Source organism: Acinetobacter sp. YH1901141 (assembly GCF_013416935.1).
Classification (GTDB): domain Bacteria; phylum Pseudomonadota; class Gammaproteobacteria; order Pseudomonadales; family Moraxellaceae; genus Acinetobacter; species Acinetobacter towneri.
On record NZ_VPEY01000009.1, the window covers coordinates 24885 to 51612 of the forward strand.

Below are 26728 nucleotides of genomic sequence, written 5' to 3' on the forward strand. Positions count from 1 at the left end.
CAAGGATTTAATCATGACCAAACAAGTTCCTATTTCATTTGAATTTTTCCCATCTAAAACCGATGTAGGTGCAGAAAAACTCAAAGTTGTGCATCAAGAATTACAACTTTTAAATCCAGAGTTTTTTTCTATCACTTATGGTGCAGGTGGTTCTACTCGTGAACGTACTTTATCGACCATTAGCGACTTCAATGGCAAAGGCACACCTGTAGCGCCGCACCTGTCTTGTATTGGTGATGACAAAGCGCGTATTGCTGAATTGCTTGATATTTATAAAGCACAAGGCATTGACCGCATTGTGGCTTTGCGTGGTGATTTACCTTCAGGTCAAGTTGGTTTAGGCGAATTGCCGTATGCGTCTGACTTGGTGCGTTTTATTCGTGAACATTCAGGTGATCATTTTCACATTGAAGTTGCGGCTTATCCTGAAATGCATCCACAAGCAGACCACTTTGATCAAGACATTAAAAACTTTGTCACCAAAGTAAATGCTGGTGCCAATGCTGCCATCACCCAGTTCTTTTTTAATCCAGATGCGTACTTTTACTTTGTAGAACGTATTCAAAAGCAAGGGGTGAATATTCCTGTTGCGCCTGGCATTATGCCGATTACCAATGCCAGCAATTTAATTCGCTTTGCAGATGGTACAGGTGCAGAAATTCCACGCTGGATTCGTAAGCAATTAGCAACCTATGGTGATGACACAGCTTCAATCAAAGCCTTTGGTCATGAAGTGATTATTAAACTGTGCGAACGCCTGATTGCAGGTGGTGCACCAAGTTTGCATTTTTACACCATGAACAACACCGAACCGACTCGTCAATTAGTGACAGATCTTGGTTTGGCTTAAGCTGTATTTTTCATATTTATTGACTTGAACGAGTAATCCCTATGCCCCGTTTTTATATTGAGGCTGAATTAGCAGTAGATACGCAAGTTGAACTGACTGAAACAGTATTTCATCACTGGGTGAAAGTACTACGCGCACAAGTCGGTGAAACCGCCACCTTGTTCAATGGGCAAGGTGGTGAATATGAAGTGGAACTGGTTGAAGTTACCAAAAAAACAGCGCAAGTGCAGATTAAAAGTTTTAATCCAGACAATCGCATCCCAAGCTTTAGCGCCTTATTAGGACAAGTAATGAGCAAAGGCGATCGTATGGATTATGCGATTCAAAAAGCGGTAGAGCTTGGCGTGACTAACATTCAGTTGCTCACCTCTGAACGCTGTGAAATGCGCTTAAAATATGACCGCGATCAAAAAAAATTAGATTATTGGCAAAGCATTGCCATTGCAGCCTGTGAACAATGTGGCATGAATATCGTACCGAAAATTTTAGCCCCACTACGTTTAGAGGACTGGCTGAATAGCGACCTTCCTGCCACCAAACTAGTGTTAGCACCGAATAAAGATCAAGCAGATGTACTAAACAATGCCAGTAAAGATTTAGCTTTATTAATTGGGCCTGAAGGTGGTTTAAGCGAAGCAGAAATTAGTGCTGCCAATGCCGTTGGCTTTCAAAACTGGTGTATTGGCTCTCGGGTATTACGCACTGAAACCGCCCCTGTGGTTGCTTTAGCTATCTTAAATTATCGCTTGGCTGAGTAATTTATCCGTTTTTACAGAAATCGATTGCCAATAACATTGCAATTTATAAAGTACAGGATTAATCTCGAACAATATATTAAAAAATTTGCATAAAATTTAAACACAAAACAGCAATATTTTATGCATGAACGTGATGTTATTTAAGAAAATATAAATGTTGGAATCATTTAACTAGATTTTGGGGAAGTATGTCAGACGCTCAAGATGAATTGTTGCAGCAATACTTAGATGCTGCGCAAATCACCAATACCATTCGGCTTATTCGATTCTTTTTGGTCAGCATCCTGATTGTTTGCCTGTATGTGTTTTTTATTTATCAAATTTCTTTCTCACATTCATCACCTTACTTCAATATCTGGTTTATTCTCACTGAACTGACCATTGGTTCGTGTTTACTGCTCACAGCAATTCACTTTAAAGTGGGACAATATCAACTCCAACAAGCACATCGTTGGTTAAAATTGGTGTGTTTCTTGATCGGAACAGCAATCGCGGTTGGGGTAAGTTTACTGTATTACTTTTTACCTCAGCAAAACCCTGAACTGAGCAACTATGAAGCGATTATTTTAGCGGCCTTATTAATTATTGTGAGTCAAACCTTTGCCCTCACCTTTTTAACGCAGCGCTTGAGTTATTTTTGCTGGGTATTCATTCCAGTGATTACACCCTATATTGTCGCACAGTTTTTAGTTCACTCCGAAACTTCCGCTTTCTTTTTTCTCGCGACAAATTTTGCCTTAATTACCTTACTGATTTGTGCCAATACTTCAATGCACATGCATCGTCGTTTATCGAGCGTCTATTTTAAGAACGACCAACTCAAAAAAGCCGCAGAGCAACAAGTCGGCTGGACAGATCAACTCTGCCAACAATTACAAGTTGAAATGAACAAGTCCAAAGATATTGAACTTCAACTGCAATTTAACAATCAAATGCTAGAACAAAAAGTAAGAGAACGTACCTTTGACTTAGAACAAACGCACCAAGATTTAATCAATCAACAACATAGTTTAATTTTAGCGCATGAAGCCGCAGGTCTAAAAGCATGGGACTGGAATATACGGCAACGCAGTATTGTCTTTGGTAGTGGCGCACAGCAAACTCGTTTAGAGAATACCAAACAGCATCGGAATAAATTACAGCAACTGATTCACCCTGATGATATTCCGCACTTTCACCAAACCATGAAACAACATTTACGGGGTCTAACTGAACGCTATCAAGCCACATATCGCGTACAACATAGTTCAGGTCAATGGTATTGGGTGCATGATATTGGTCGGGTGATTGAGCGTGATCCTGTCACCAATAAACCTTTGCGCATGGTGGGGATTCGCCGTGACATTCACCAAGAACGAATTGGACAAGAGCGCTTAAAACTCACTGCCAGCGTACTTGAACAGGCAGCCGAAGGTATTTTTATTTTAGATGAAAACTTACGTTATATTGAAGCCAACCCATTCTATGCTCAAATGAGCGGATTTAAACGCGACCATATTTTAGGCAAATATCTGTTTGATTTAGTCAAATCCAACAAAGCAAATCCACGCATGACACAAGAGGAAATTGTTCAACAATTGCTCAACAAGGGTGAATATCATACTGAAAAGAGTATAAAATTCCGCTCAGGAAAAGAATTAGAAGTTCGTTTGCATATCAATGCAGTCAAAGATGAGCAAAACCGCATTATTAATTATATTGGGATTGTGTCTGATTTAACCGAACATAAATTACAAGAACAGCGTCTATCCTATTTAGAAAATTACGACCCACTGACCGACTTGCCTAATCGCTTTTACTATAATTATCAACTACATCAATATCTTATTTCGCAGCAAGATTCATTGCAGCAATTGGCGGTCATTCGACTCAATATTGACCGTTTCAGACCTTTAAATGAATATTTAAGCAATAATGGTGGCGATGAATTACTCCGTCAAGTGGCGCAGCGTTTACGCATCACCAATGCCGAAGCGCTGTTTGTCGCGCACTTAAATGGCGATGATTTTGCAATTGTGTATGAAATTTCTCATATTCGCCCTTCTATACAGCAGCACTGTGAACGCATCGCCAAAGCCTTTAATTTGCCGTTTAATGTGCAGGGACAAGAACATATTATTACCCTGTCGATGGGGGTTTCCCTCTATCCTGAACATGGACGCCAGCTGGATTATCTGAATAATTGTGCAGAACAAGCCTTGTCTGAAGCCAAGCGTTTGGGTGGTAATACCGTTAAATATTACGCTTTAGACAACACCAAACTGCTAGAACAAGATGTGCATTTAGAGCGTGAATTACGCCAAGCCATTAAAAATGATGAATTAATTGTATATTATCAACCTAAAATTGATTTCCATAATTATCAGGTAGTTGGGTTTGAAGCATTGGTGCGCTGGAAACATCCAACCAAAGGCATTATTCCACCGAACCTATTTATTCCTATTGCGGAACAAACCAGTTTAATTTCCGATATTGGTCGGGTTGTAATTCAACAAACTGCCAAGCAAATTCGTGAATGGAATCTGTTAGGTTTTGATCATATCCAAGTATCGGTTAATGTAGTTGCACAACAACTGCAACGTGGTCAATTGCTGCAAGATTTAGATGATGCGATTAATACCTATCAAATTTCAGGTGCAAGCTTAGAATTAGAAATTACCGAATCCTCTTTAGTGGAAAACTCCACAACCGTGAAGTCTTTATTAGATGAAATTAAACAACGTGATATTCATATCGCCTTAGATGATTTTGGTACAGGCTATTCTTCACTTTCTTACTTAACAGACTTCCCAATTGACAGTTTAAAAATAGACCGTAGCTTTGTTTCTAAAATTGGGAATACCAAACAAGAAGCCATTGTTAGTGCCATGATTGCTATGGGCAAAGCCATGGGCATGAGTGTGGTGGCTGAAGGGATTGAAACTGAGCAACAACTGCAATATTTGCAGAATTTAAATTGTGATATTGCGCAGGGGTATTTATTCTCTAGGCCTTTGCCTGAAAGTGAAGCGACCCAATTTCTAAAAGCCAATTTAGTATCGCGCGCTTATCGCTCCTTAATCTGAAACTAGACCCAAAAGCTCTAAGTTTGTTCTAAAAATAAACAGTGACGTCTGTGCTAAGGGGGCAAGTAATGGTATATTCGATAAGATTCATAAAAAAACCACCAGCATCGCTGGCCAACTTGTCACACACGAGATTCAGATGGACGATCAATCATTAAAACAGCAGGCACTTTACTATCACGAATTTCCAACACCAGGAAAAATCAGCGTTACTCCAAGTAAGCAGCTGGTCAACCAACGTGACTTAGCGCTCGCTTACTCACCAGGTGTCGCAGCACCATGTTTAGAGATTGAACGTGATCCTTCAACAGCTGCACTTTATACCGCTCGCGGTAACTTGGTTGCTGTCGTTAGTAACGGTACAGCAGTATTAGGTTTAGGTAATATCGGTCCTTTGGCGTCTAAACCTGTGATGGAAGGTAAAGGCGTACTCTTTAAAAAGTTTGCTGGTGTCGATGTATTTGACATCGAAATTGCTGAAAATGATCCAGACAAAATTGTAGATATTGTTGCAGCATTAGAACCAACTTTTGGTGGTATCAACCTTGAAGACATCAAGGCGCCAGAATGTTTCTACATTGAGCAAAAACTTCGTGAACGCATGAATATTCCTGTGTTCCACGATGACCAACACGGTACGTCAATCATTGTAGGTTCTGCCCTACTCAATGCCTTGTTACTTAACGGCAAGAAAATTGAAGAAATCAAAATCGTTGCTTCAGGTGCAGGTGCAGCCGCACTGTCTTGTTTAGACCTGTTATGTGCATTGGGCGCGAAAAAAGAAAATATCATTGTTGCGGATTCGCGTGGTCTAATCACCACCAAACGTGAAGGTTTGGATGACTCGAAAAAACGCTATATGCAAGACATTGAAGGAACGCAACTTGCTGATGTAATTAGCGGTGCGGATATGTTCCTTGGTCTTTCTGCAGCGGGTATCTTGACCAAAGCTATGGTCAAAGAAATGGCTGAAAATCCAATTATCTTTGCTTTGGCTAACCCAGACCCAGAAATCTTGCCTGAACATGCGCATGAAGTACGTCCAGATGTGATTATGGCAACAGGTCGTTCGGATTATCCGAACCAAGTTAACAACGCACTTTGCTTCCCGTATATTTTCCGTGGTGCATTAGATGTTGGCGCAACTACCATCAACGAAGAAATGAAAATTGCTTGTGTACACGCAATTGCACGCATGGCACACATTGAAGCAGATGCAGCAACTTATGGTGAAAAATCTGCATCATTTGGTCGTGACTATTTAATTCCACGCCCACTTGATCAGCGTTTAATTCTTGAAATTGCACCTGCAGTTGCTCAGGCAGCAATGGATTCAGGTGTAGCAAGTCGTCCAATTCAAGACTTCTCTGCATACCGTCAGCGTTTGTCTGAGTTTGTATATAACTCGGCATTTATGATGAAGCCTATTTTTGCTCAAGCAAAAAATGATCCTAAACGTATTGCTTATGCAGAAGGTGAAGACTTACGCGTCCTTCGCGCAGTACAAATTGCAGTGGATGAAGGCTTGGCTAAACCAATCCTTGTAGGTCGTACCTCAGTAATTGAAGCGAACATCAAAAAGTTAGGTTTACGTCTTGAACATGGCGTGAATATGGAAATAGTAGACCAGGAAAACAACCCTAACTACGAAAAATTTGCAGATGATTACTACACCATCATGCAGCGTAAAGGCGTTACACCTGAATACGCGCAGCGTGAAGCACGTCGTCGCTCTACCCTCATTGCAGCAATGTTAGTGAAGCATGGTTTAGCCGATGGTATGTTATGTGGTACTTATTCAAGCTACGACATTCACCTTGATTTCGTAAAAAATGTGATTGGTCTAAAAGAAGGTCGTACTAACTTCTTTACCCTTAACGCATTGATGCTTGAAGATCGCAACTTGTTCATTGCCGACACTTATGTCAACACAAACCCAACTGCTGAACAGTTGGCTGAAATGACACTTTTAGCGGCTGAAGAAGTACGCCGTTTTGGTATGACACCACGCGTTGCTCTACTTTCTCACTCAAGTTTTGGTTCTGACCAACAAGACTCTAGCGCACAAAAAATGCGTAAAGTCTTTGAAATCTTGAGTGAGATTGCACCTGAGCTTGAAGTTGAAGGTGAAATGCACGGTGATGCAGCATTAGACGAAAATATCCGTCATTTTGCTTTCCCGAACTCACGCTTCAAAGGTTCTGCAAACTTGTTGATTATGCCGAACTTAGATGCTGCCAATATTTCATTTAACTTGTTGAAATCGACTTCAGGTAACAATGTTACGATTGGCCCTATCTTGTTAGGTGCAGCAAAACCTGTACATATTTTGACTCCGACTGCAACGACACGTCGTGTTGTGAATATGACTGCCCTCACTGTTGCTGAAATTCAACAAACAGCACAAGTTAAAGCATAAACCTATATTTCTGAGTGACTGACTCAGAATTATAGACTTGAGAAAACCTCTATTCTGTAGCATGATTGCTTGAAGAATAGAGGTTTTTTCATGCAAGTTTATTTAGTAGGCGGTGCAGTTCGAGATCACTTACTCGGGCATCCCTATCACGAAAAAGATTATGTTGTCGTTGGCGCAACGCCCGAACAACTTTTGGCTCAAGGCTTTCAACCTGTGGGCAAAGACTTCCCTGTTTTTCTTCATCCTGAAACCAAAGATGAATATGCACTTGCTCGCACTGAGCGCAAATCTGGACACGGTTATCACGGTTTTGAATTTCATACCGACCCAAGCGTGACCTTAGAAGAAGATTTAATCCGTCGTGATTTAACCATTAACGCCATGGCAATGGATAGTGATGGCAATGTCTACGACCCTTACGGTGGACAGCAAGATCTGTGCAATAAAGTGCTGCGCCATGTTTCCAATGCTTTTGTAGAAGACCCGTTACGGGTGCTGCGTATTGCTCGTTTTGCAGCACGTTATCATGCTTTAGGCTTTGTGGTTGCACCTGAAACCTTGTTATTAATGCAAGAGTTGGCAGAATCTGGTGAGTTACATGCGCTGACACCTGAACGCGTATGGAAAGAAACTTCACGTGCCTTAATGGAAGCACGTGCCGATGTTTATTTTGAAACATTGCGTGCCTGTGGTGCTTTAAAAGTTTTATTTCCTGAATTAGATGCTTTATTCGGTATTCCACAGCGTCCTGAATATCACCCTGAAATTGACAGTGGTGTGCACACCATGATGTCACTACAACAAGCCTGTCGTGCCAATTACTCACTCGATGTACGCTTTGCAGTGTTATTGCATGATTTAGGCAAGGCCTTGACCCCTGCCGATGAATTACCACGGCACATTATGCATGAAGAACGTGGGATTCGACCTGTAACGGAAGTGTGTGAACGCCTGCGCGTACCGACCAATACCAAACAACTTGCACTTGCTGTATGTAAAGAGCATTTAAAATGCCACCAAGCATTGAGCTTAAAGCCTGGCACGTTATGGCGCTTATTACAGCGTTTGGATGTCTTGCGTCGTCCTGAGCGTGTAGAAGCCTTTGTACAAGCCTGTGAATGTGACTCTCGTGGGCGTTTAGGTTTGGAAGATCGTGACTATCCGCAAGCGAGCTATATTTTGGAAGCGATTCAAGTGGTACGCAGCATTAAGGCGCAAGACTTACCTGCCGATGTCCAAGGCCCCGATATTGGTGAAATGCTGATTGAACGACGCATTAAAGCGATTGAGCAATTAAAGGCACGTCACTTGGCTGCTACTGCTTAGGCTATTTAAGTCTATAGAACGTCATTACATGCGTTCTTTGATCTATCATTCTTAACCTATTTAAGTCAGCCTAAATTTCTGATCGAAAAGCCGTAATCTTCTAAAATATAGAAGCTACGGCTTTTTAGCTCAAATAAATCCTTCTTGAAATAAGAAACTGTCTTTTGCTTTTAGGCAAGCTGCGCAGGAAAGCTAATCACTTGCTCTAAACGCATCTGCTCAGTTGCAATCATCAATAAGCGATCTATGCCCAAGGCGATACCTGAACATTCAGGCATGTTCGGCAACGCAGCCAATAAATATTCATCAATTGGCATCACATGTAAACCAAGTTGTGCGCGTTCTGCATTATCGGCTTCAAAACGAGAACGCAGCACAGTAGCATCAATCAATTCATCATAGGCATTGGCAAGCTCTAAACCTTCGATATATAGCTCAAAACGGGCTGCGACCAATTCCCCATCATCATCTGTTCTGGTTTTAGCCAAAGATGCTAATTCAGGTGGAAAATCGGTTAAAAATACAGGAGCATCAAAGCCCAAACTTGGTTCTACAAAATGTGAAAACAATAGGTCGATGTAGCCTAGACGGTCATCACCCAAATCCAGATGCAAACCCACACGATGACAGCAGTCTTTCAATTGTTGCAGACTTGCCTGTAAAGGATTTAAATCCAAACGATCCATAAATGCGTGTTTATAACTCAACACTGTTGGACGTACTTCGCCAAAGCGTTGTTTTAACGTCAGATTAAGTAAATCTGTCACCTCAAACATAAGCTCTTTCAGGCTAAATTCGGGACGATACCATTCCAACATGGTAAATTCGCTGTTGTGTTTACGTCCATGCTCATCATCACGAAAGACTTTGCAAATTTGATAAATAGCACCACTACCACTGGCCAATAAACGCTTCATGGCAAATTCAGGTGAGGTCTGTAAATAGTGCGTATGCAATTTGCCCTGCACATGGCGCTGTGCTTGCACTGAAGCCAAATGCACATCTGTCACTCCTGCCTGTGACAAAATTGGCGTTTCAACTTCAAGTACTTCACGTTCCGCAAAAAAATGGCGTATTTGTGCATACAATTGTGCACGTGCGCGCATGCTGTTTAAGTCGCAAGTTGGTTGATATTGGAGATTTGAACTCATGCTTGCGGGCCTCCGTGTGCTGCCCATTCACGACGCAGAGGATAGGTTTTTCTTAAATGATCAAAAGCCTGCTGCTCAACTTTGCCCGCTTTGACACAGGCACGTAAATTGGCATCATCCTGTGCAATATCATAAATTTGACTTAAATGTGCATGCAGACTATTTTTCAAATCTTGGGTTTTGAAATATTGCGCGCAGCTTGGCAATTGAGTTTCAAATTGTTTTGTGGCATCTAAACCAAAATTTTCACAAAAAGCCTGATAAATCATTTGTGTGCCGCGTGCCTTGCCTTCTAGGCTATACCCTGCAATATGCGGGGTTGCCAAAGCAAGCAAATCTAATAATTCTGCAGAGATTTCAGGTTCATATTCAAAAACATCTAATACCACTAAACGCTGAGTATGTTGAATATCCTGCATTAAAGCCGCTTCTTCTACCACTGGCCCACGCGCTGAATTAATCAGAATGGCTTGAGGCTTCATACATGCCAAACGCGCTGCATTAATTAAATGATGAGTAGGATGTTCACCAGTTTCTGTTAATGGCACATGAATGGAAATTGCATCTGCCTGTTGTAATAGTGCATCTAAGTCACATTGCTGCACATTGGGCAACTGCACAAATGGATCGTATGCGATGACATCCCAACCTAATAATTGTGCCATTTTGACCAAGCGCGAGCCGACATTGCCCAGTCCAATAATGCCAAGTTTAAAGTTTTGATTGGCATGTAGTAATTCAGGCTCGAGATGAAGCAATGCGGTAATCACATACTCACTCACCGCCTGCGCATTACAACCTGCCGCATTTGACCATGCAATGCCCTGCTGCTCGATGGCTGGGATATCAAGGTGGTCTGTGCCAATGGTCGCGCTGCCAATAAATTGAAGCGCGGTCTGTTGAATCAATGCTGCATTCACTTGGGTGACGGAACGAACTAGCAGCGCATCAGCATCTTGCACATCTTGATGCGTTAGACAGCGTCCAGCCTTGTGCTCTATTTCTGCCAAATCTGCAAAGAAATAATCGGTATATGCCAGATTTTCATCTGCAATGATTTTCATAACGCCATCCCATGTGTGTTTGCTTGTTTATGATAGCTTGAGTTGTCTAGGATGACTATGATTGTTGAGATTAATGCAGAATTGTTGAACAGCAAGCCGACGATTCATTTAGGTGGAAACATGCACGTCTATATAAAAGTTGCATATTCACAGCAAAAAAATCAGCCACCCGAAGGTGGCTGACTGCTATAGATTAAGCGAGTTAAATCTTAACCAATAAATTTACGCGCATTGCGGAACATACGTAACCATGCACCATCTTCAGTCCATTCTTCAGGTTTCCAAGAATGTTGAAGCGCACGGAAATTACGTTCAGGGTGCGGCATCATAATTGTTGCTCGACCATCTTTTGAAGTTACGCCTGAAATACCTTCTGGCGAACCATTCGGGTTCATTGGATAATGTTGAGTCGCATTTCCGTGGCTATCGACATAACGTAAAATCACTTGGTTGCCTGCGTTCAAGGCTGCCAAATTAGCTTCTGGTGCAACGACGCGACCTTCACCATGTGCTACTGCGATTGGTAAAATCGAGCCTTCCATATCTTGCAATAATACAGAATTTGATTTTTCCACACGGACGTTAACGCTACGCGCTTCAAACACTTCTGAAGTATTGCGATGGAAACGTGGCCACGCTTCTGCACCTGGAATGAGTGGTGCTAATTGTGACAACATTTGACAACCGTTACAGATACCCAGTGAGAACGTTTCTTGACGGTTAAAGAATTTCTCAAACTGGTCGCGTAATTTCGGGTTGAACAAGACTGACTTCGCCCAGCCACCGCCAGCACCTAATACGTCACCGTAAGAGAAACCACCACACGCCACTAAGCCTTCAAAGTCGTCTAAATCGACACGCCCTGCAAGCAAGTCACTCATGTGTACGTCAACGGTGTTAAAGCCGACTTTGTCAAATGCTGCCGCCATTTCTACATGACCGTTTACGCCTTGTTCACGTAAAATCACCATGTTAGGACGACGTGTGTTGATGTATGGCGCTTCAACTGGCTCATTTAAGTCAAATGTCGGTTGAGCAATTAAGCCTTTGTGGTTTTTGTCTGTGATCAAAGCAAATTCTTGATCAGCAGTTTCTGAGTTGTCACGTAAACGCTGGATTTGGTGTGATACTTCACTCCAAGCCGCTTGCAAATCAGCACGTTCAAGCACCAAGCCATTTACAGCAAGTTGGTCTGTGCTATTAACTGTACCGACTACCGAAATCGCATCTTTCAAAGTAGATGCAGCAACTTCAGCAGCTAAGTTAGCCCAGTCTGCTTTAGAGATTTGTAGTACTGCACCAATTTCTTCAGCAAACAATGCCGCAACAGATTGATCTTCTAACGCCACACCTAAACGTGAAGCGAACATCATTTCTGTTACAGTTGCCAATAAACCACCATCACCAATGTCGTGATAAGCTTGAATCAAGCCACGGTTATTCCAGTCTTGTACCAAAGCAAAGAATGCTTTGAATTCGTCAAAGTTATCGACATCTGGTGTTACTGAACCAATAGCTTTATACACTTGCGCTAAAATTGAACCGCCTAAACGGAACTGACCTTTAGACAAGTCAATACGTACCAATACTGAATCGGTATTTTTCAATTCAGGGGTTAGTGTTTTACGTGCATCGGTCACTGGTGCAAATGCAGTAATTACACCTGACATTGGTGAAGTTACAGATTTATCAACACCTTCGTCATTCCAAGTGGTACGCATAGACAATGAGTCTTTACCTACTGGAATTGCAATTCCTAGCGCAGGACACATTTCCATACCAATGGCTTTTACACCTTCAAACAAAGCTTGGTCTTCGCCTTTTTGACCTGCTGCTGCCATCCAGTTTGCAGATAACTTAATGTCGCTGATCTGGTCAATTTTGGCTGACATGATATTGGAAATAGATTCTGCCACTGCCAAACGCGCAGATGCTGCAGGGTTTAATAAAGCTACAGGTGGACGTTCACCCATCGCCATTGCTTCACCTGTAAAGCCTTGCAAGCTGGTAGTGGTTACTGCTGCATCTGCAACAGGCACCTGCCATGGGCCAACCAACTGATCACGTGCAACCATACCTGTAATTGAACGGTCACCAATCGTGATTAGGAATGATTTAGAAGCAACAGTTGGATTCTTGATGACACGGTAAATCGCATCTTTCAGATCAGTAACTTGAGCTGCATCAAAATCATCACCTTGACGCTCAATGCTTTCATAAGAACGGCTCATGCGTGGCGTACCACCTAACAAGACCTGCATTGGCATATCTACAGCTTTGTTATTGAACAGTGGATCTTCAACCGTTAAATGACGCGCTTCTGTCGCTTCACCCAATACTGCAAACGGACAACGCTCACGCGCACAGATTGATTCAAATAATTCTAAAGAACTTGGACGGATGGCCAATACATAACGCTCTTGCGCTTCGTTTGACCAAATTTCCATTGGTGACATGCCTGGTTCTAAAGATGGAATCTTACGCAAATCAAGTACAGCACCTAGTTCGTGATCATTCACCAACTCAGGCATTGCGTTCGAAATACCACCTGCACCCACGTCATGCACTGATACGATTGGGTTAGCATCTTCCAAACGCCAGCATGTATCAATCACTTCTTGGCAACGGCGTTCCATTTCTGGGTTTTCACGTTGTACTGAAGCGAAGTCAAGATTTTCACCCATGGTTCCGCTATCTACAGAAGATGCAGCGCCACCGCCTAAACCGATCAACATCGCAGGGCCGCCTAAAACGATTAATAAATCGCCTGGCTGAATTGGGTCTTTTTCGACATGGTCTGGACGAATGTTGCCGTAACCACCTGCAATCATGATTGGTTTATGGAAGCCTTTTACTTCACCATTCACGTTTTGCTCGAAAGTACGGAAGTAACCATTTAACGCAGGACGACCAAATTCGTTGTTAAACGCTGCACCGCCCAATGGGCCTTCAATCATAATTTGTAATGGCGATGCCATACGTGAAGGCTTGCCATAGTTTTCTTCCCAAGGCTGTTCAAAACCAGGAATATTTAAATTCGATACTGTAAAGCCTGTTAAACCTGCTTTTGGTTTACCACCACGACCTGTCGCGCCTTCATCACGGATTTCACCACCCGAACCTGTCGCAGCACCTGCAAATGGTGCAATTGCAGTTGGGTGGTTGTGTGTTTCCACTTTCATAAGAATGTGGGCAGCTTGGCTCTTATATTTATAAACGTAGTGACCTGTTGCAGCATCTTTTTTCGGATAGAAACGCTGCGTATCAAAACCAACAATCACCGAAGCGTTGTCTTTGTAAGCCGACAATACGTCTGTTGGTGATTCTTTATAAGTATTTTTGATCATTTGGAACAATGACAATGGCTGTACTTCGCCATCAATTGTCCATTCAGAACCAAAGATTTTGTGACGGCAGTGCTCAGAGTTGGCTTGTGCAAACATCATCAATTCAATGTCATGCGGATTACGGCCTAACTTGATAAATGCTTCGGTTAAATAATCAATTTCTTCATCAGACAAGGCAAAACCAAACTCACTGTTGGCTTTTACCAATGCCGCTTTGCCTTCACCCAAAATATCAATGCTATTTAAAGGTTTTGGTTCAGTTTCAACAAATAACGCTGCAGCATCGTTAATGTGGTTAAACACACTTTCGGTCATGCGGTCATGCAATACTTGTTTTACTTCGTTTGAAACGTCTGTAATACCTTTTAAGGTAAACAAAACACCGCGTTCTAGGCGGTGTACAGGCGTATTACAGTTGGCAAAAATATCGGTTGCTTTTGATGACCAAGGAGAAATTGTGCCCACACGTGGTGTCACTAAAATTTGAACTTCATCACTTGCAGCTTGGCGTAATTCAAAAGATGCACCATCGTTTAAAAGCTGTAAAGCAGATTGCTGTTGTTGCTCGTCGAGCGCTTGGTCAAATAAATAAACCCATTGGCTATCGAAAGATTGAACAGAACTCATTGACGCTAAACGGTTTAAGAGTTGAGTTTTCTTAAAAGATGAATGTGCAGGTGCACCGGCAACGATAAACATGCTGATTTTGGCTCCACGGGCTGATCTTTTGGACCATGCCACAATGTGACTTGAAGAGAGCGCATATTCTACTGTGAAATGCCATAATCAGCTAGATGGAAAATGGTTTTCTTGGCGCGTTTCGGCAGTAAAACTTCCGAATGTTGATTTAAAGCCTCTATTTCAGATCAATGTATTCAAGATTCGTGCTTTAAATTGCACAAAGCACTCTCACTGTGGAAATTACTGAATGATTGATGCTGTTTTTATTTTCTATGCCATCTGTTTACACACAGATGCTCTAAAGATCAGGACATGACGCTCAACTTCCGCCTTGCTCAATATCAACTAATCAAAGCACCTCAAATTCAATACGTCGATTTTTCTTACGTCCTTGTGGCGTTGTATTGTCTGCGACAGGCTGATTAGAACCTTGACCTTCGGTGCTTAAATGCGTTATCGCAATACCTTTATCGATCAAATAATTTTTTACCGCGCCTGCACGTGATTGGCTTAACACTATATTTTTATGCGCATCGCCCGAACTGTCTGTATGTCCAACAATTTTCACTTTTTTGGTGCCAACTTGCTTCAATGCCACAGCCATTTCATCCAGAATTTTTTGCCCTACGTCAGTCAAAATTGCACTGCCCGATTCAAACTCAACAATCCTGTTTTTGAGCGCAGCATCCAGCATTTTTTGTTCATACTGACTCCCCGAAAGCTGTGTGTTCAAACGATAAGGCTGCTGTACCAAAGCCTGAAAATTTGCTGTCGTGGCTTGAATTTGATGAGCAGCATTCACTTTTCCTTTCAAATCAACTTGAGTCCCTTTCACACGTAACTGCCCTTGAGAAATCTTTTTTAACTCTGCTGTAATCATACGAGTGACTGAATCATCCCAACCATTCGGTGCAGCAACTGCACGGACTTGAATTTTATCTAACACCTGCGATTCACCATACACAGCTTGCATTTTCGCCAAAATGGCTTGTTTACTTGCTTCGTTTGGCACCACACCTTCTATAACAATGGGCGCTGCATAGATCAAATGACTTTGGACTAAAAAACACAAGCCAATAAGTAGACTTACGCGAATACGTTTTTGATTATTTTTCATATTTATTCATCTAAAAAAATTTTTCTAAACAGCTTTAATGCTTGGTTAAGATTTAACTGCCGCTGACAAAGTAATTGTTCCAATGTTGCAAGACCTGCATTTTGTTCTAAATAAGCATCAATCCAAGTGGCTTGAATTAGAGAAACCCAATGTTCACCCTGCATATTTTGAATAAATAGATCGCGCAGCGTCATGACATCAGCCCCCTGAAAATCAATGATCAAAATGGGTGCCTCAAAATGTAGTATCCCCAGCAAAATTTCAGTATGATGCGCGCCTAAAAACCGCCCGATCATGCCCATCCAAAATGCTGCGATTTCAAAGCAATATCGCGGATGATTCAGCGGTAAAATCATCACTTTGTTTAAACGACGAGTGCCATTTTTGAGGACGGGTTGCAGTAAAAGTCCCAACCCAATCATACTCTGAGCCAAGTCATTGACACTGATTTTCATTAATTGTGCCAATGAATGCGTGCTGTGTTTTTCATAAAAGTCTTGGTATTCTTCTGCACTCAAAAGTTGAACCCTATTCGGCAATTGATTCAACAGTTCAAATGACATATTGGGATCACAGATATTGCTTAAGACCTGATTGCGTTGCAATAAATCAGTCCAAATAGCTTTGTAAGAAAATGGCGCAAATAACAAATTTTGACTGGGATTTCCGACCTCAAACAACTGACCCAGTAGCATTGGAAATGCCCGCCCCGAGCTATCTTGGCTCGCCTTTAAATTAACAGCTAAAAACATTGGTTCTGCTGGATGGGCAATCAAAAAATCTAAAGCAGGCAAAGTTGCATAACGCTGTTTAAAATCTGCGCTCTGCATGGCATGTTCCATTGCATTACTAATCCACTGATCGAGCTGCTGAATGAGTTCCGATTGCCCTTTAGACTTTATAAAATCACCACGGGCAGGTATTTTTCCATAATATAAAGGTACGGTTTTTACTGCTTGCATACCCACCACGCCTTTTGCCAAGTGTTATTTCTCTTGATCATTGCGGAACGCCTCCCACTTGTGCAGACATTGTAGTTTTAGACTGCGTAGCCGCTGTTTGTGCGGGACTCATTGCTGTCGTTTGTGCAGCAACCACAAGAAGTGCTTTGGTCGTGGTGACTTGATCGACCAACTGCAACCCCACATAACCACGACTTGAACCAATATTGCCCGAGCTATGTCCGCTAATGAGTCGGAAATTCACTTTTAAAGATAAAGATGGTTCCGTTTTACTGACCCAAGTCATTTCAAAGTGACCGTTTTGCTCTTTGCGCTGTGCAGCATCAATTAAACGGTTAATGCCATATTCGCCCGGTGCTTCAAAAATAGTATGCGACTGACCTTTTAAATCGAGTGCACGAATACGCACGCCGGGAATTGCGCCTGGATTGGGCCACACAAAGTTGACCCATTGTTGAATTCCATTTTCAAACTGCATTCGCTGACCATCAATATCGATGCTATACGATAAAAATTGTGGGTGCTGTAATGGATAAAATTGGAAATTGGATTGATTTGAAACAGCAGATGTTGCAGGCTGATCTAAACGTCCTGTTGCCATACCATGAATTGGCGCAACATATTGCGGAAATGCCATCACAAACTGAGGATTTAAATTTAAGCCTAAATCTTTCCATGTTTTTGAAGTTAAGACATAACCACGACGAATCAACAACGGATCTAAAGTGTCTTTGACAAAGCCAGCAATACTTCCTGTTTCACCAAAAATTTGTCCCATTTCCTGACTGGTTGCCTGTAAAGTCCCCCCTGAATGAAATGGATATTTCTGACCTAAATGTGTTGCAAACGGTTGATAGGCTTGAATACGCCATAATTTATTAATTTCATCTTGTGTCGGTACAATTAAACTTGCAAAAGATTGAGTTAGCGGTGTCATCAACAGTTTTTGTAATAATTGTTGGTCAGCCTCTTTTAAACCCACCATCATTTTTTCATCGACATATTTTTGCGTTGTATTAAAGACCGAGTTTTGATCATGGATGGTTTGTTTGAACAATGCCATTGCACTTGGTCCAATTTCCCCTGCCGTTTGAAGATCATTTAACTTGCTGCGCACCTGTGCAAGGTTGTTCATATACACATCAAACAGAGATTGATCCTGTAAATCGTCACGTTTACGCAGCAGTTGATAAAACATTTGGTATTCTTGAGAAATCGCACCTTGCGCTTTTAGAGCTGCCTGCGCTGCAGCTTTGTCATTAGATTGACGCAGCACTTTGTCTTTAAACCACGCCATAAATCCTTGTTCAGGCACAGCAAGTTCAGCTTGCACAATTGGATTATCCCAATTGGTTTCCACTGCAATACGTTGCAATAACTTGCGAATTGGCGAGTTTTGCGGCTCTCCCAACAGATCAAGCTGTTTCACTTGCTGATTGAACTGATCTGTTTTTGCATAATGGATGCCATTTAGAAATTTCTTCCATTCACTCACATATTCTTGCTGATACAAGCTCAGCAATTGTTTACGGATTTGTTCAGGACTTCCTGAAAAAGTTAGATCATCCGACTGATGACTATTGAGCACCCAATCTTTGCTGTCCGTTGGCTGATTGGCTACCTGATCAATGGCTTGTTCGACATATTCATTCCACGCCTGCTGCGTAAAAATACCAGGCAAAGCATGACTGCCTAAAACAATGCGACTGTGTTGCTCCCCCACAATTTGACTGACCGTAAGTGCAGGAAAACGTACTGCTGCACGCATTTTTATTTCGTTATATACCCGATCTCGTGCAGGCATTCCCTGAATGACCGACAACAGCACTTGACGAGTTTGATCGACCATTTGTGCATCGCTTTCCAGTACAGGAAAATCGTCCTGATGAGCGAGTGTCATGGCATAAGACAGGATTTTTTCTGCCTGCTGAATCATGTCCGTACGTGGCATTTCTCCACGATGGGCATCCAACCAAGTGCGCCAAAAACGTGAAATCTGATCACTTAAATGACTGCTCTCCCGATATTCAGGATTCGTCAGCATTAAATAAGCCTTTAACGCATTATAAGCATCTTGCAGATTTTGCACGGAAGGCTCTAAATATGGTTGAGTTTTCGCAACTTGCTGCGTTTTTGCATGTATATGATGCGCTTTGAGTGTTGCCGCATCTTGTTGGACACGCTGTAAGTATTGCGCGATATTTTGCTGGGTTGGCAACAATACAATCTGCTGAACGCCTTTTAGATATTCAACTTTGAGCTGTTCGCGTAACTTCTTGCCCTGATATAAGCCAAAACTGAACTTAAGTGGACGTTGTTCGGAAAACCCATCCAACTGTTGCAGACGTGCTTGTAAAATTAATAAGCTTTCGAGTTGTGTGGATAAAACCTGTCCAAAAGTTTTTTCCAGTCGTATAACTTGATCTAAGTCTGCCTGAACATCGGCAATGAGTTGTTGGTTATGACGATATGACCACACCCAAACACTGAGCAACAATCCAACACCAAGTAATGCAGCAGTAAACGCCATATATCGCTGACGTTTTTTCGCAGGATTAATATGTTGTTTCACCAAATGTTGATCACGCAAAATCACATTGGAAAACAAACCTTGTAAAAAATAACCATGATTTGGGGCAATCGAACTTTTTTCTTCGTCCTGAAAAGGGCTTGCAAGCTGCTGCAGTTGAAATTCTTGTGCAATACTTTCTGTCATCGGGCTTTCGATGCTGCATTCCTGTAAAGCACTGGTAAAATAAAAACCTCGAAAAACAGGTTGGAATTGATACGGATTATCTTCAAATAAAGTACCAATAAAACTTTTTAATGCTGGCTTTAAGGTTTTAAATTCCATCGGGTGAGAGTTATCGTTTGAAGGATAAAAAAAGAATAGGGATTCAGCCACAGGTTGAAACTTAATACGAGATCAAAGGGGTCAGTTTTAAATTGCCGTTGACAGAGTTCTTGAAAGGCTGGCAGGGCTATCTAGTCTGTGATGATTACAGTGGTTATAAAGCACGCTTCAAATCAGGCCAGGTCATTGAGGTGGGCTGCATGGCCCATGCACGTCGTAAATTCCATGAACTGCATGTGACCGGGAAAAGTCAGGTCGCTGAACAGGCATTAGTGCTGATTCAGAAACTGTATGCCATAGAAGCAGAACTCAGGAAAAAGACGGATGGTACAGCGGAAGACCGCCGCGAATACCGACAACAGCATAGCCAACCGGTGATGCAACAACTATATGAATGGCTCAACCAACATCATCTGACGGTGCCATCGAGTTCTCCCACCGCCAAGGCCATCAATTACACTCTGAAGCGTTGGCCAGCCTTAAGCCGTTATCTGGATGATGGCAATCTACCGATATGCAACAATTGGGTAGAGAATCAGATGCGTCCCTGGGCGTTGGGGCGCAAGAACTGGCTGTTTGCAGGTTCGCTGCGCAGTGGTCAGCGAGCGGCGAATATCATGACTTTAATCCAGTCAGCAAAGCTGAATGGCTTGGATCCGTATGCCTATTTAAGTGATGTGCTGAAAAGGCTGCCGACACATAAAGTGACCCAAATTGAAGAATTGCTGCCGCACCGCTGGAAACCTGAATCGAATTAAAAAAAGCTATGGGGTTCAGCGGATGCTTACTGTACTGAAAAGGCTGCCGACGCATAAAGCGACCCAAATAGAAGAATTACTGCCACATCGCTGGAAATCCAACTCAAATTAAAAAATAGGCATGGGGTTCAGCGGACGCTTACATTTAATTTTTCTAGCCCGTTGAAAAGCATTACAATTGATCGCCATTTGTTCAATATTTGAAGGAAGTACTTGTAATAACTGTTGAAAATGAATCATGATACGCCACGGTAGTTGTGTTTTGTGTTAGCGCATTAATAAATACAACCACCTTTTTTATTTTTCAAGCGATAATTATAATATATTTCAACAATTTAAGCCTTAAGTTGGCGCGTATGCCATCATGGGTCTTATGCACCTTGTTCTTCATATCATAAAATTTTTCATCGGTGCCATAGAGATCAATAGCTACATACTTCAAAAGCCCTTCCCAATTAAAAGAGTTATTTAAATATCGAAGACTTAGACCAGTACCCACAAATAAAACTGGGTGATTCTTGTAACTACTAACAAACTCAAAAATGTCCATAACTTAACTTCTAAATTGTTGTTCTGAAGATAAGCACATCTTATATATTAGAAACAATTCAAGCAATTTGATAATTAGTATTTCAAAATTAAATATTTTTTGCTTACTACAGGCTTACGTTGCATAACCCTAGAAACAACAAAGCCCTGAATATGTCAGGGCTAAGTCATTGATATTTGGCGGAAGCGGTGAGATTCGAACTCACGGAGGACTCGCGCCCTCGTCGGTTTTCAAGACCGGTGCATTAAACCGCTCTGCCACGCTTCCATGTGGGCCATGATACGAAGCTTTTGATTTGATGACAAGTAAAAAATACCACTCAAGCACTCAAGTGAATATTGTTTCACCAAATCAGCGCTAAAGTTCATCAAAACAACAGCATAGCCACCTCACTTTTTAAAGTTTAGCAGCCAATTCAGCCCCTTCACGAATCGCACGTTTTGCATCTAACTCTGCAGCAAGCTTTGCACCACCAATAATATGATAGTTAGCCAAATTATTTTCATCTGCCGCAGGCATTAAATCTTTAACCGACTCCTGCCCTGCACAGACTACAATGCTATCTACACGTAACAATTGGTCTTGACCTGCCATTTCAATCCACAAGCCTTCATTGCTGATGGCTTTATATTGCACACCACGTAGCATACGCACCGCATGTTTTTTCAACTGTGCACGATGTACCCATCCTGAAGTTTTACCCAAACCTGCACCTAAAGCTGTCGTCTTACGTTGCAATAAATAAATTTCACGGACTGGGGGATGAACTTCTGGAGCAAGCATACCACCTTCAGTCACATAGTTAGGATTCGGATCGACTCCCCACTCACGCTGCCAATCTGCCAAAGGCTGCGGTTGTGGCTGATGTTCAGGTTTCAGTAAAAACTCCGACACATCAAAACCGATACCGCCTGCACCAATCACAGCGACTTTTTGTCCAACAGGTGCACCACGTAATACTTCTGCATAAGACAATACTTGCGGTGCATCGCTGCCTTCAATTTTTAAAGCACGTGGTACTACACCTGTTGCAATGACCACTTCATCAAAACCTTCACGTTCGAGTTGCTCGCGGTTGACTTTGGTATTTAAACGCAAATCGACCCCAGTTTTTTCAATTTGCACTTTAAAGTAGCGAATGGTTTCGTGAAATTCTTCTTTGCCCGGCACGACTTTTGCCAAGTTGAATTGACCGCCCACTTCGTTGCTGGCTTCAAATAAAGTCACATGGTGCCCACGACTAGCAGCAACTGTAGCAGCAGACATTCCCGCAACACCACCACCGACAACTGCAATACGCTTCGGTTGCTTGGTTTTTTCATAGACCAATTCAGTTTCATAGGCTGCACGCGGATTGACCAAACAAGTCGCACGCTGATTTTTAAAGGTATGATCTAAACACGCTTGGTTACAGGCAATACAGGTGTTAATTTCATTGACACGATTGGTCGCAGTTTTATTGACCCAAAACGCATCTGCCAACAATGGTCGTGCCATTTGAATCATATCAGCTTTACCCGCTGCCAATATTTCTTCTGCAGTATCAGGCATATTAATACGGTTGGATGCAATTACAGGAATCTCAACGTGTTTTTTCACTTCTGCGGTGTAATCAACAAAAGCTGCGCGTGGCACAGAAGTCACGATGGTTGGAATGCGCGCTTCATGCCAGCCAATCCCTGTATTGAGCAAGTTCACACCCGCATGCTCTAAGGCTTTGGCAACGGTAATCACTTCGTGCATGGTATTGCCATCGTGGACTAAATCCAGCATCGACAAGCGGAAGCAGATAATAAATTTTTCACCCACTTCGGCGCGAATGGCTTTGACTACTTCTAAAGCAAAACGCATACGGTTTTCAATCGTACCGCCCCATTGGTCTTCACGCTGATTCACATGACGGCTTAAAAACTGATTCAGTAAATAGCCTTCCGAACCCATAATTTCGACACCATCGTAGCCTGCCATTTTGGCTAAACTAGCTGTTTTCGCATAATCTTCAATGGTATTTAAAATTTGTCTTTCACTCATTTTACGTGGTTTAAATGGTGAAATTGGAGATTTAATCGGACTTGCAGACACCACAAATGGTTGATAACCATAGCGTCCTGAATGCAGAATTTGCATTAAAATTTTCGCACCATGCTTATGTACGGCATGTGTCACTAATCGATGTGGTGCAACATCGCCCAATGTATTCATAGTACCGCCCGCAGGCAATAACCAGCCTTGACGGTTAGGTGAAATACCACCTGTAATAATTAAACCCACGCCACCTTTGGCACGTTCGCCAAAATAAGCAGCCAGTTTTGGATAATTATAAAAACGATCTTCCAAACCCGTGTGCATTGAACCCATCACGACACGGTTTTTAATGGTGGTAAATCCTAAATGTAATGGTTTTAGAATATTTGCATAGCGAGTTGTCATGATGAGTCCTTATATAATGAGCTTTGCAACTTGTTGCATGAATACTTTAACCGATTTTTATAAACTGTTTATGACTCTAAAGTTCGACTGTGTGGCGCAAACGTCAATTTATAGGGTCTGTTGACACTTCTTCTATGTTTGCGACGTGAGAGATATATCTCGCAAGGTTTTTTAGCTGATATAAGGCATGAGGCAGGAAATTTAATCATTCTAAATGACTGACTCATAACGCAATAGCAGCAAAAAATATGCTTGTCCCCTTGCGCAGCAAACAAAGCAGTGCTTTGTTCTTGCTCATGTGGCTAAAACTTTCTCAGATTGCGTTATGAAACTTGGCAATAGACCCTAACTATTCTTGATATAAACTTGATATAAAACCGCCCAAAAGTAAAAGTGATTTTATTCTGCACCATCCCAATTGCAGGTTTTGATCTTCAACATCTATACCAAGTTTGCCATTTCTAAATGAAAATTTAAGCCTGAACCTGATTTTTTTATCAAATGCGCTTTTTTAACGAAAACAAGCATTTTAAAGAGTGCTATAATTTGCAGTTTAGAATTCTCCTTGGCCACCAAATGTGGTGCCTATTTTAAAAAAGTTAGGACTAGCAATGACTGATAATGCAACTATCTTGCAGAATGTACCAGTAGGCAAAAAAGTCGGTATCGCCTTTTCTGGTGGTCTAGATACTTCAGCTGCTTTATTGTGGATGAAGCAAAAAGGCGCTGAACCATATGCGTATACCGCAAACTTGGGTCAGCCAGATGAAGATGACTATGATGCCATTCCAAAGAAAGCCGAAGAATACGGTGCGGTAAAAGCAGTCTTGGTTGACTGCCGTATGCAGTTGGCTTTGGAAGGTATTGCTGCCATCCAATGTGGTGCATTCCATATCAGCACAGGCGGTATACCTTACTTTAACACCACCCCGCTTGGTCGTGCAGTAACAGGTACAATGCTAGTGACTGCCATGAAAGAAGATGACGTAAACATCTGGGGTGATGGTTCAACCTATAAAGGTAACGATATTGAGCGTTTCTATCGTTATGGTTTATTGACTAATCCTGCGCTTAAAATTTATAAGCCGTGGTTAGACCAAACCTTTATTGATGAATTAGGCGGTCGTGCGGAAATGTCACAATTCCTTATCGACAATGGTTTTGACTATAAAATGTCAAAAGAAAAAGCTTATTCAACTGACTCAAACATGCTAGGTGCAACACACGAAGCGAAAGACCTTGAGTACCTAGATGCTGGCATCAAAATCGTTGATCCAATCATGGGCGTGGCGTTCTGGAAAGATGACGTTGAAGTTAAAGCCGAAGAAGTGTCGGTTACCTTTGAAGAAGGTATGCCAGTTGCATTAAACGGTCAGCGTTTTGAAAACCCTGTTGAGTTGATTCTTGAAGCGAACCGTATTGGTGGTCGTCATGGTTTGGGGATGTCTGACCAAATCGAAAACCGTATTATTGAAGCAAAATCTCGCGGTATTTATGAAGCACCAGGCATGGCGTTATTGCACATTGCTTATGAGCGTTTGGTTACGGGTATTCACAACGAAGATACTATTGAACAATACCGCATTAACGGTTTACGTTTAGGTCGTTTATTGTATCAAGGTCGTTGGTTCGATTCTCAAGCGTTAATGTTACGTGAAACTGCGCAGCGTTGGGTGGCTAAAGCAATTACTGGTACAGTGACTTTAGAATTACGTCGTGGTAATGACTATACCATTATGAACACTGAATCTCCGAACCTCACTTATGAAGCTGAGCGTTTAACTATGGAGAAAGGTGATTCAATGTTTACGCCAATGGATCGTATTGGTCAGTTAACTATGCGTAACCTAGACATTACCGATACACGCGCTAAATTGGGTCTTTATACCAATTCTGGCTTATTGTCGATTGGTTCAGGTTCTGCAGTGCCACAATTGAAAGACAAAAACAAATAATCACTTGGTGATGATTTTGTGAAATCGAAAGCCGCTCAAATTGAGCGGCTTTTTTATGTTTGTTTAAACATGAGGACTAAACAATTCATACTAAATGAAAGCTGCAATAGAAAAATTTACAGCACTTCTTCCACCTGCAAAGTGTGGTAATAAATTTGATTACGTCCCAACTGTTTCGCACGGTACAAGGCTTGGTCTGCACGTTGTAAGAAATCGCTTTTAAAAATGTCCGCCTCACCTTTATAGACGGTAAAGCCCAAACTGATGGTGACATTACTGTCAACCAAAGATTGACTATGTGGAATCGCTAAACGCTCAACCGCTTTAAAAATATTGGAAGCCACAGCATACGCACCATGCGCATCGGTTTCTGGCAATAACACCACAAATTCTTCACCACCATAACGCGCAACAAAATCCATGTGACGAATTGAGTCTTTAATGGATTTGGCAATCGCTGAAATGACTTCATCTCCCTTTTGATGCCCATAATGATCGTTATATTTTTTAAAAAAATCGACATCGATAAAAAGTAAAGACAATGGCACTTCATCATGCCGTGCCTGTTCGAAATAGCTGTCCAGCATTTCATCAAAAGTACGTCTGTTGGATACTTTAGTCAGCGCGTCATGCTGACTTAAATGCAACAATTCTTCAGCATGAATACGGTTAATTTTTTCACTAAGTCGGGCTTGGTGCATGACCAAAAAAATCATCCGCTCACGGGTACACAGCATTTTACTGATTAAAAAACCCACTACCGTACTGCCAACCAACACCCGCCCCATCACCATCACATCAATTGGAATATACAAGGTTAATAGCATAATCATGGCAACCATAGCCGCCATTAACCCAGTCAGCAGCATGTGAAACGGCTTCACCCCCGTCAGTACAAAACCCATAATATAAATCATGCTGATGATCATCATGGCTTGGTGTCTAAACACTTCGGTATGCACCGTCATGGTCAGCCAGGTCATCGACACAATGGCCCAAAAAATCATAGCCATGGCGGCATAGGCATAATACGGGCGCAAAATTTTATAATGGGCAAAAAAGAACAGGGTCAGTAAGCAAAACGCGCCATTGACCAAGCCTAGTAAAGAGTGGATAAAATCGTGTTTAAAAAAATTACGATCAATAATCCAATAATCCCCAGTAATCATCAGCACGGTGATAATAAAGTAGATGAGTACGCCCGACCAAAAATATTGGTTAATGTTGTGCCGAGCTTGTTCAAGATGCTGTTGCCAAAACTCAACTTCCAGTTGTTTCGGAAAAACCTGCCCCGCACGTTTACGTTGACGTTTAATCAACTCTTCATTTTTTTCTTTGTCGTACTGTAGCTTGGCTAACTTATATTTGTATTCCATGGATGCTTTAAATTCCATTTAATCACGATTGTTGCACAGCAAAACTGTAACAACCTGAATATAAT

At 41.9% G+C, this 26728-nt stretch carries 14 protein-coding genes, 1 tRNA gene and 2 pseudogenes; 8 read left to right on the forward strand and 9 right to left on the reverse strand.

The genetic code is table 11. The features are described 5' to 3' along the window. Window positions 1-13: 13 nt before the first annotated feature. From metF to FTV52_RS06860, 5 genes are all read left to right on the forward strand, one after another. Complete coding sequence (metF, locus tag FTV52_RS06840; RefSeq protein ID WP_004972760.1) at window positions 14-850, forward strand: methylenetetrahydrofolate reductase [NAD(P)H]; 837 nt, start codon at window positions 14-16, stop codon at window positions 848-850. Between the two features lie 41 nt (window positions 851-891). Then, entirely contained in the window at window positions 892-1608 is a 717-nt protein-coding gene (locus FTV52_RS06845) for a 16S rRNA (uracil(1498)-N(3))-methyltransferase (protein WP_179990321.1), read from the forward strand. Window positions 1609-1796: 188 nt separating this feature from the next. Beyond that, window positions 1797-4673: a bifunctional diguanylate cyclase/phosphodiesterase gene (locus FTV52_RS06850; RefSeq protein WP_179990323.1), complete on the forward strand. Its 2877-nt coding sequence runs from the start codon at window positions 1797-1799 to the stop codon at window positions 4671-4673. A 139-nt stretch (window positions 4674-4812) separates the two neighbouring features. Then, entirely contained in the window at window positions 4813-7092 is a 2280-nt protein-coding gene (locus FTV52_RS06855; RefSeq protein WP_179990325.1) for an NADP-dependent malic enzyme, read from the forward strand. 90 nt (window positions 7093-7182) lie between these two features. Further along, complete coding sequence (locus FTV52_RS06860; protein ID WP_004972751.1) at window positions 7183-8418, forward strand: multifunctional CCA addition/repair protein; 1236 nt, start codon at window positions 7183-7185, stop codon at window positions 8416-8418. A 170-nt stretch (window positions 8419-8588) separates the two neighbouring features. Here FTV52_RS06860 and epmA read toward each other — a convergent pair whose 3' ends face one another. Continuing rightward, the gene (gene epmA, locus FTV52_RS06865) at window positions 8589-9569 is read right to left on the reverse strand and encodes an EF-P lysine aminoacylase EpmA (RefSeq protein ID WP_167846121.1); all 981 of its coding nucleotides are present in this window, start codon (window positions 9567-9569) and stop codon (window positions 8589-8591) included. Next, the gene (locus tag FTV52_RS06870; RefSeq protein ID WP_179990326.1) at window positions 9566-10633 is read right to left on the reverse strand and encodes a 4-phosphoerythronate dehydrogenase; all 1068 of its coding nucleotides are present in this window, start codon (window positions 10631-10633) and stop codon (window positions 9566-9568) included. Before FTV52_RS06870 ends, epmA begins: the two co-directional genes overlap by 4 nt. A 51-nt stretch (window positions 10634-10684) precedes the next feature. Here FTV52_RS06870 and FTV52_RS14705 point away from each other — a divergent pair, with 51 nt between their 5' ends. After that, on the forward strand, window positions 10685-10816 hold the full coding sequence (locus FTV52_RS14705; RefSeq protein ID WP_256732322.1) for a hypothetical protein: 132 nt from the start codon (window positions 10685-10687) through the stop codon (window positions 10814-10816). Between the two features lie 26 nt (window positions 10817-10842). Here the strand turns inward: FTV52_RS14705 and purL are convergent, their stop codons facing one another. The 4 genes and pseudogenes from purL to FTV52_RS06890 form a co-directional block, all read right to left on the reverse strand. Continuing rightward, entirely contained in the window at window positions 10843-14679 is a 3837-nt protein-coding gene (gene purL / locus FTV52_RS06875) for a phosphoribosylformylglycinamidine synthase (protein WP_179990328.1), read from the reverse strand. A gap of 331 nt (window positions 14680-15010) precedes the next feature. Then, window positions 15011-15778, reverse strand: a complete 768-nt coding sequence (locus FTV52_RS06880) for an OmpA family protein (RefSeq protein WP_154320504.1) — start codon at window positions 15776-15778, stop codon at window positions 15011-15013. 2 nt (window positions 15779-15780) lie between these two features. After that, entirely contained in the window at window positions 15781-16740 is a 960-nt protein-coding gene (gene tagF, locus FTV52_RS06885; protein ID WP_179990330.1) for a type VI secretion system-associated protein TagF, read from the reverse strand. 37 nt (window positions 16741-16777) lie between these two features. Further along, window positions 16778-19597 (reverse strand): annotated as a pseudogene (locus FTV52_RS06890) (ImcF-related family protein); the annotation flags it as partial. Window positions 19598-19698: 101 nt separating this feature from the next. Here FTV52_RS06890 and FTV52_RS06900 point away from each other — a divergent pair. Then, a pseudogene (locus FTV52_RS06900) lies at window positions 19699-20352 on the forward strand (IS66-like element ISAba25 family transposase); the annotation flags it as partial. Between the two features lie 727 nt (window positions 20353-21079). Here the strand turns inward: FTV52_RS06900 and FTV52_RS06905 are convergent. After that, window positions 21080-21169 (reverse strand) — tRNA-Ser (locus tag FTV52_RS06905). Between the two features lie 129 nt (window positions 21170-21298). Then, on the reverse strand, window positions 21299-23332 hold the full coding sequence (locus FTV52_RS06910) for an NADPH-dependent 2,4-dienoyl-CoA reductase (protein WP_179990332.1): 2034 nt from the start codon (window positions 23330-23332) through the stop codon (window positions 21299-21301). Between the two features lie 611 nt (window positions 23333-23943). Between FTV52_RS06910 and argG the strand changes: the two genes are divergently transcribed. Further along, complete coding sequence (argG, locus tag FTV52_RS06915; RefSeq protein ID WP_004972682.1) at window positions 23944-25287, forward strand: argininosuccinate synthase; 1344 nt, start codon at window positions 23944-23946, stop codon at window positions 25285-25287. Window positions 25288-25403: 116 nt separating this feature from the next. On the opposite strand, the gene FTV52_RS06920 is transcribed toward argG, so the two are convergent. Next, complete coding sequence (locus FTV52_RS06920) at window positions 25404-26663, reverse strand: GGDEF domain-containing protein (RefSeq protein WP_179990334.1); 1260 nt, start codon at window positions 26661-26663, stop codon at window positions 25404-25406. Window positions 26664-26728 lie beyond the last annotated feature (65 nt).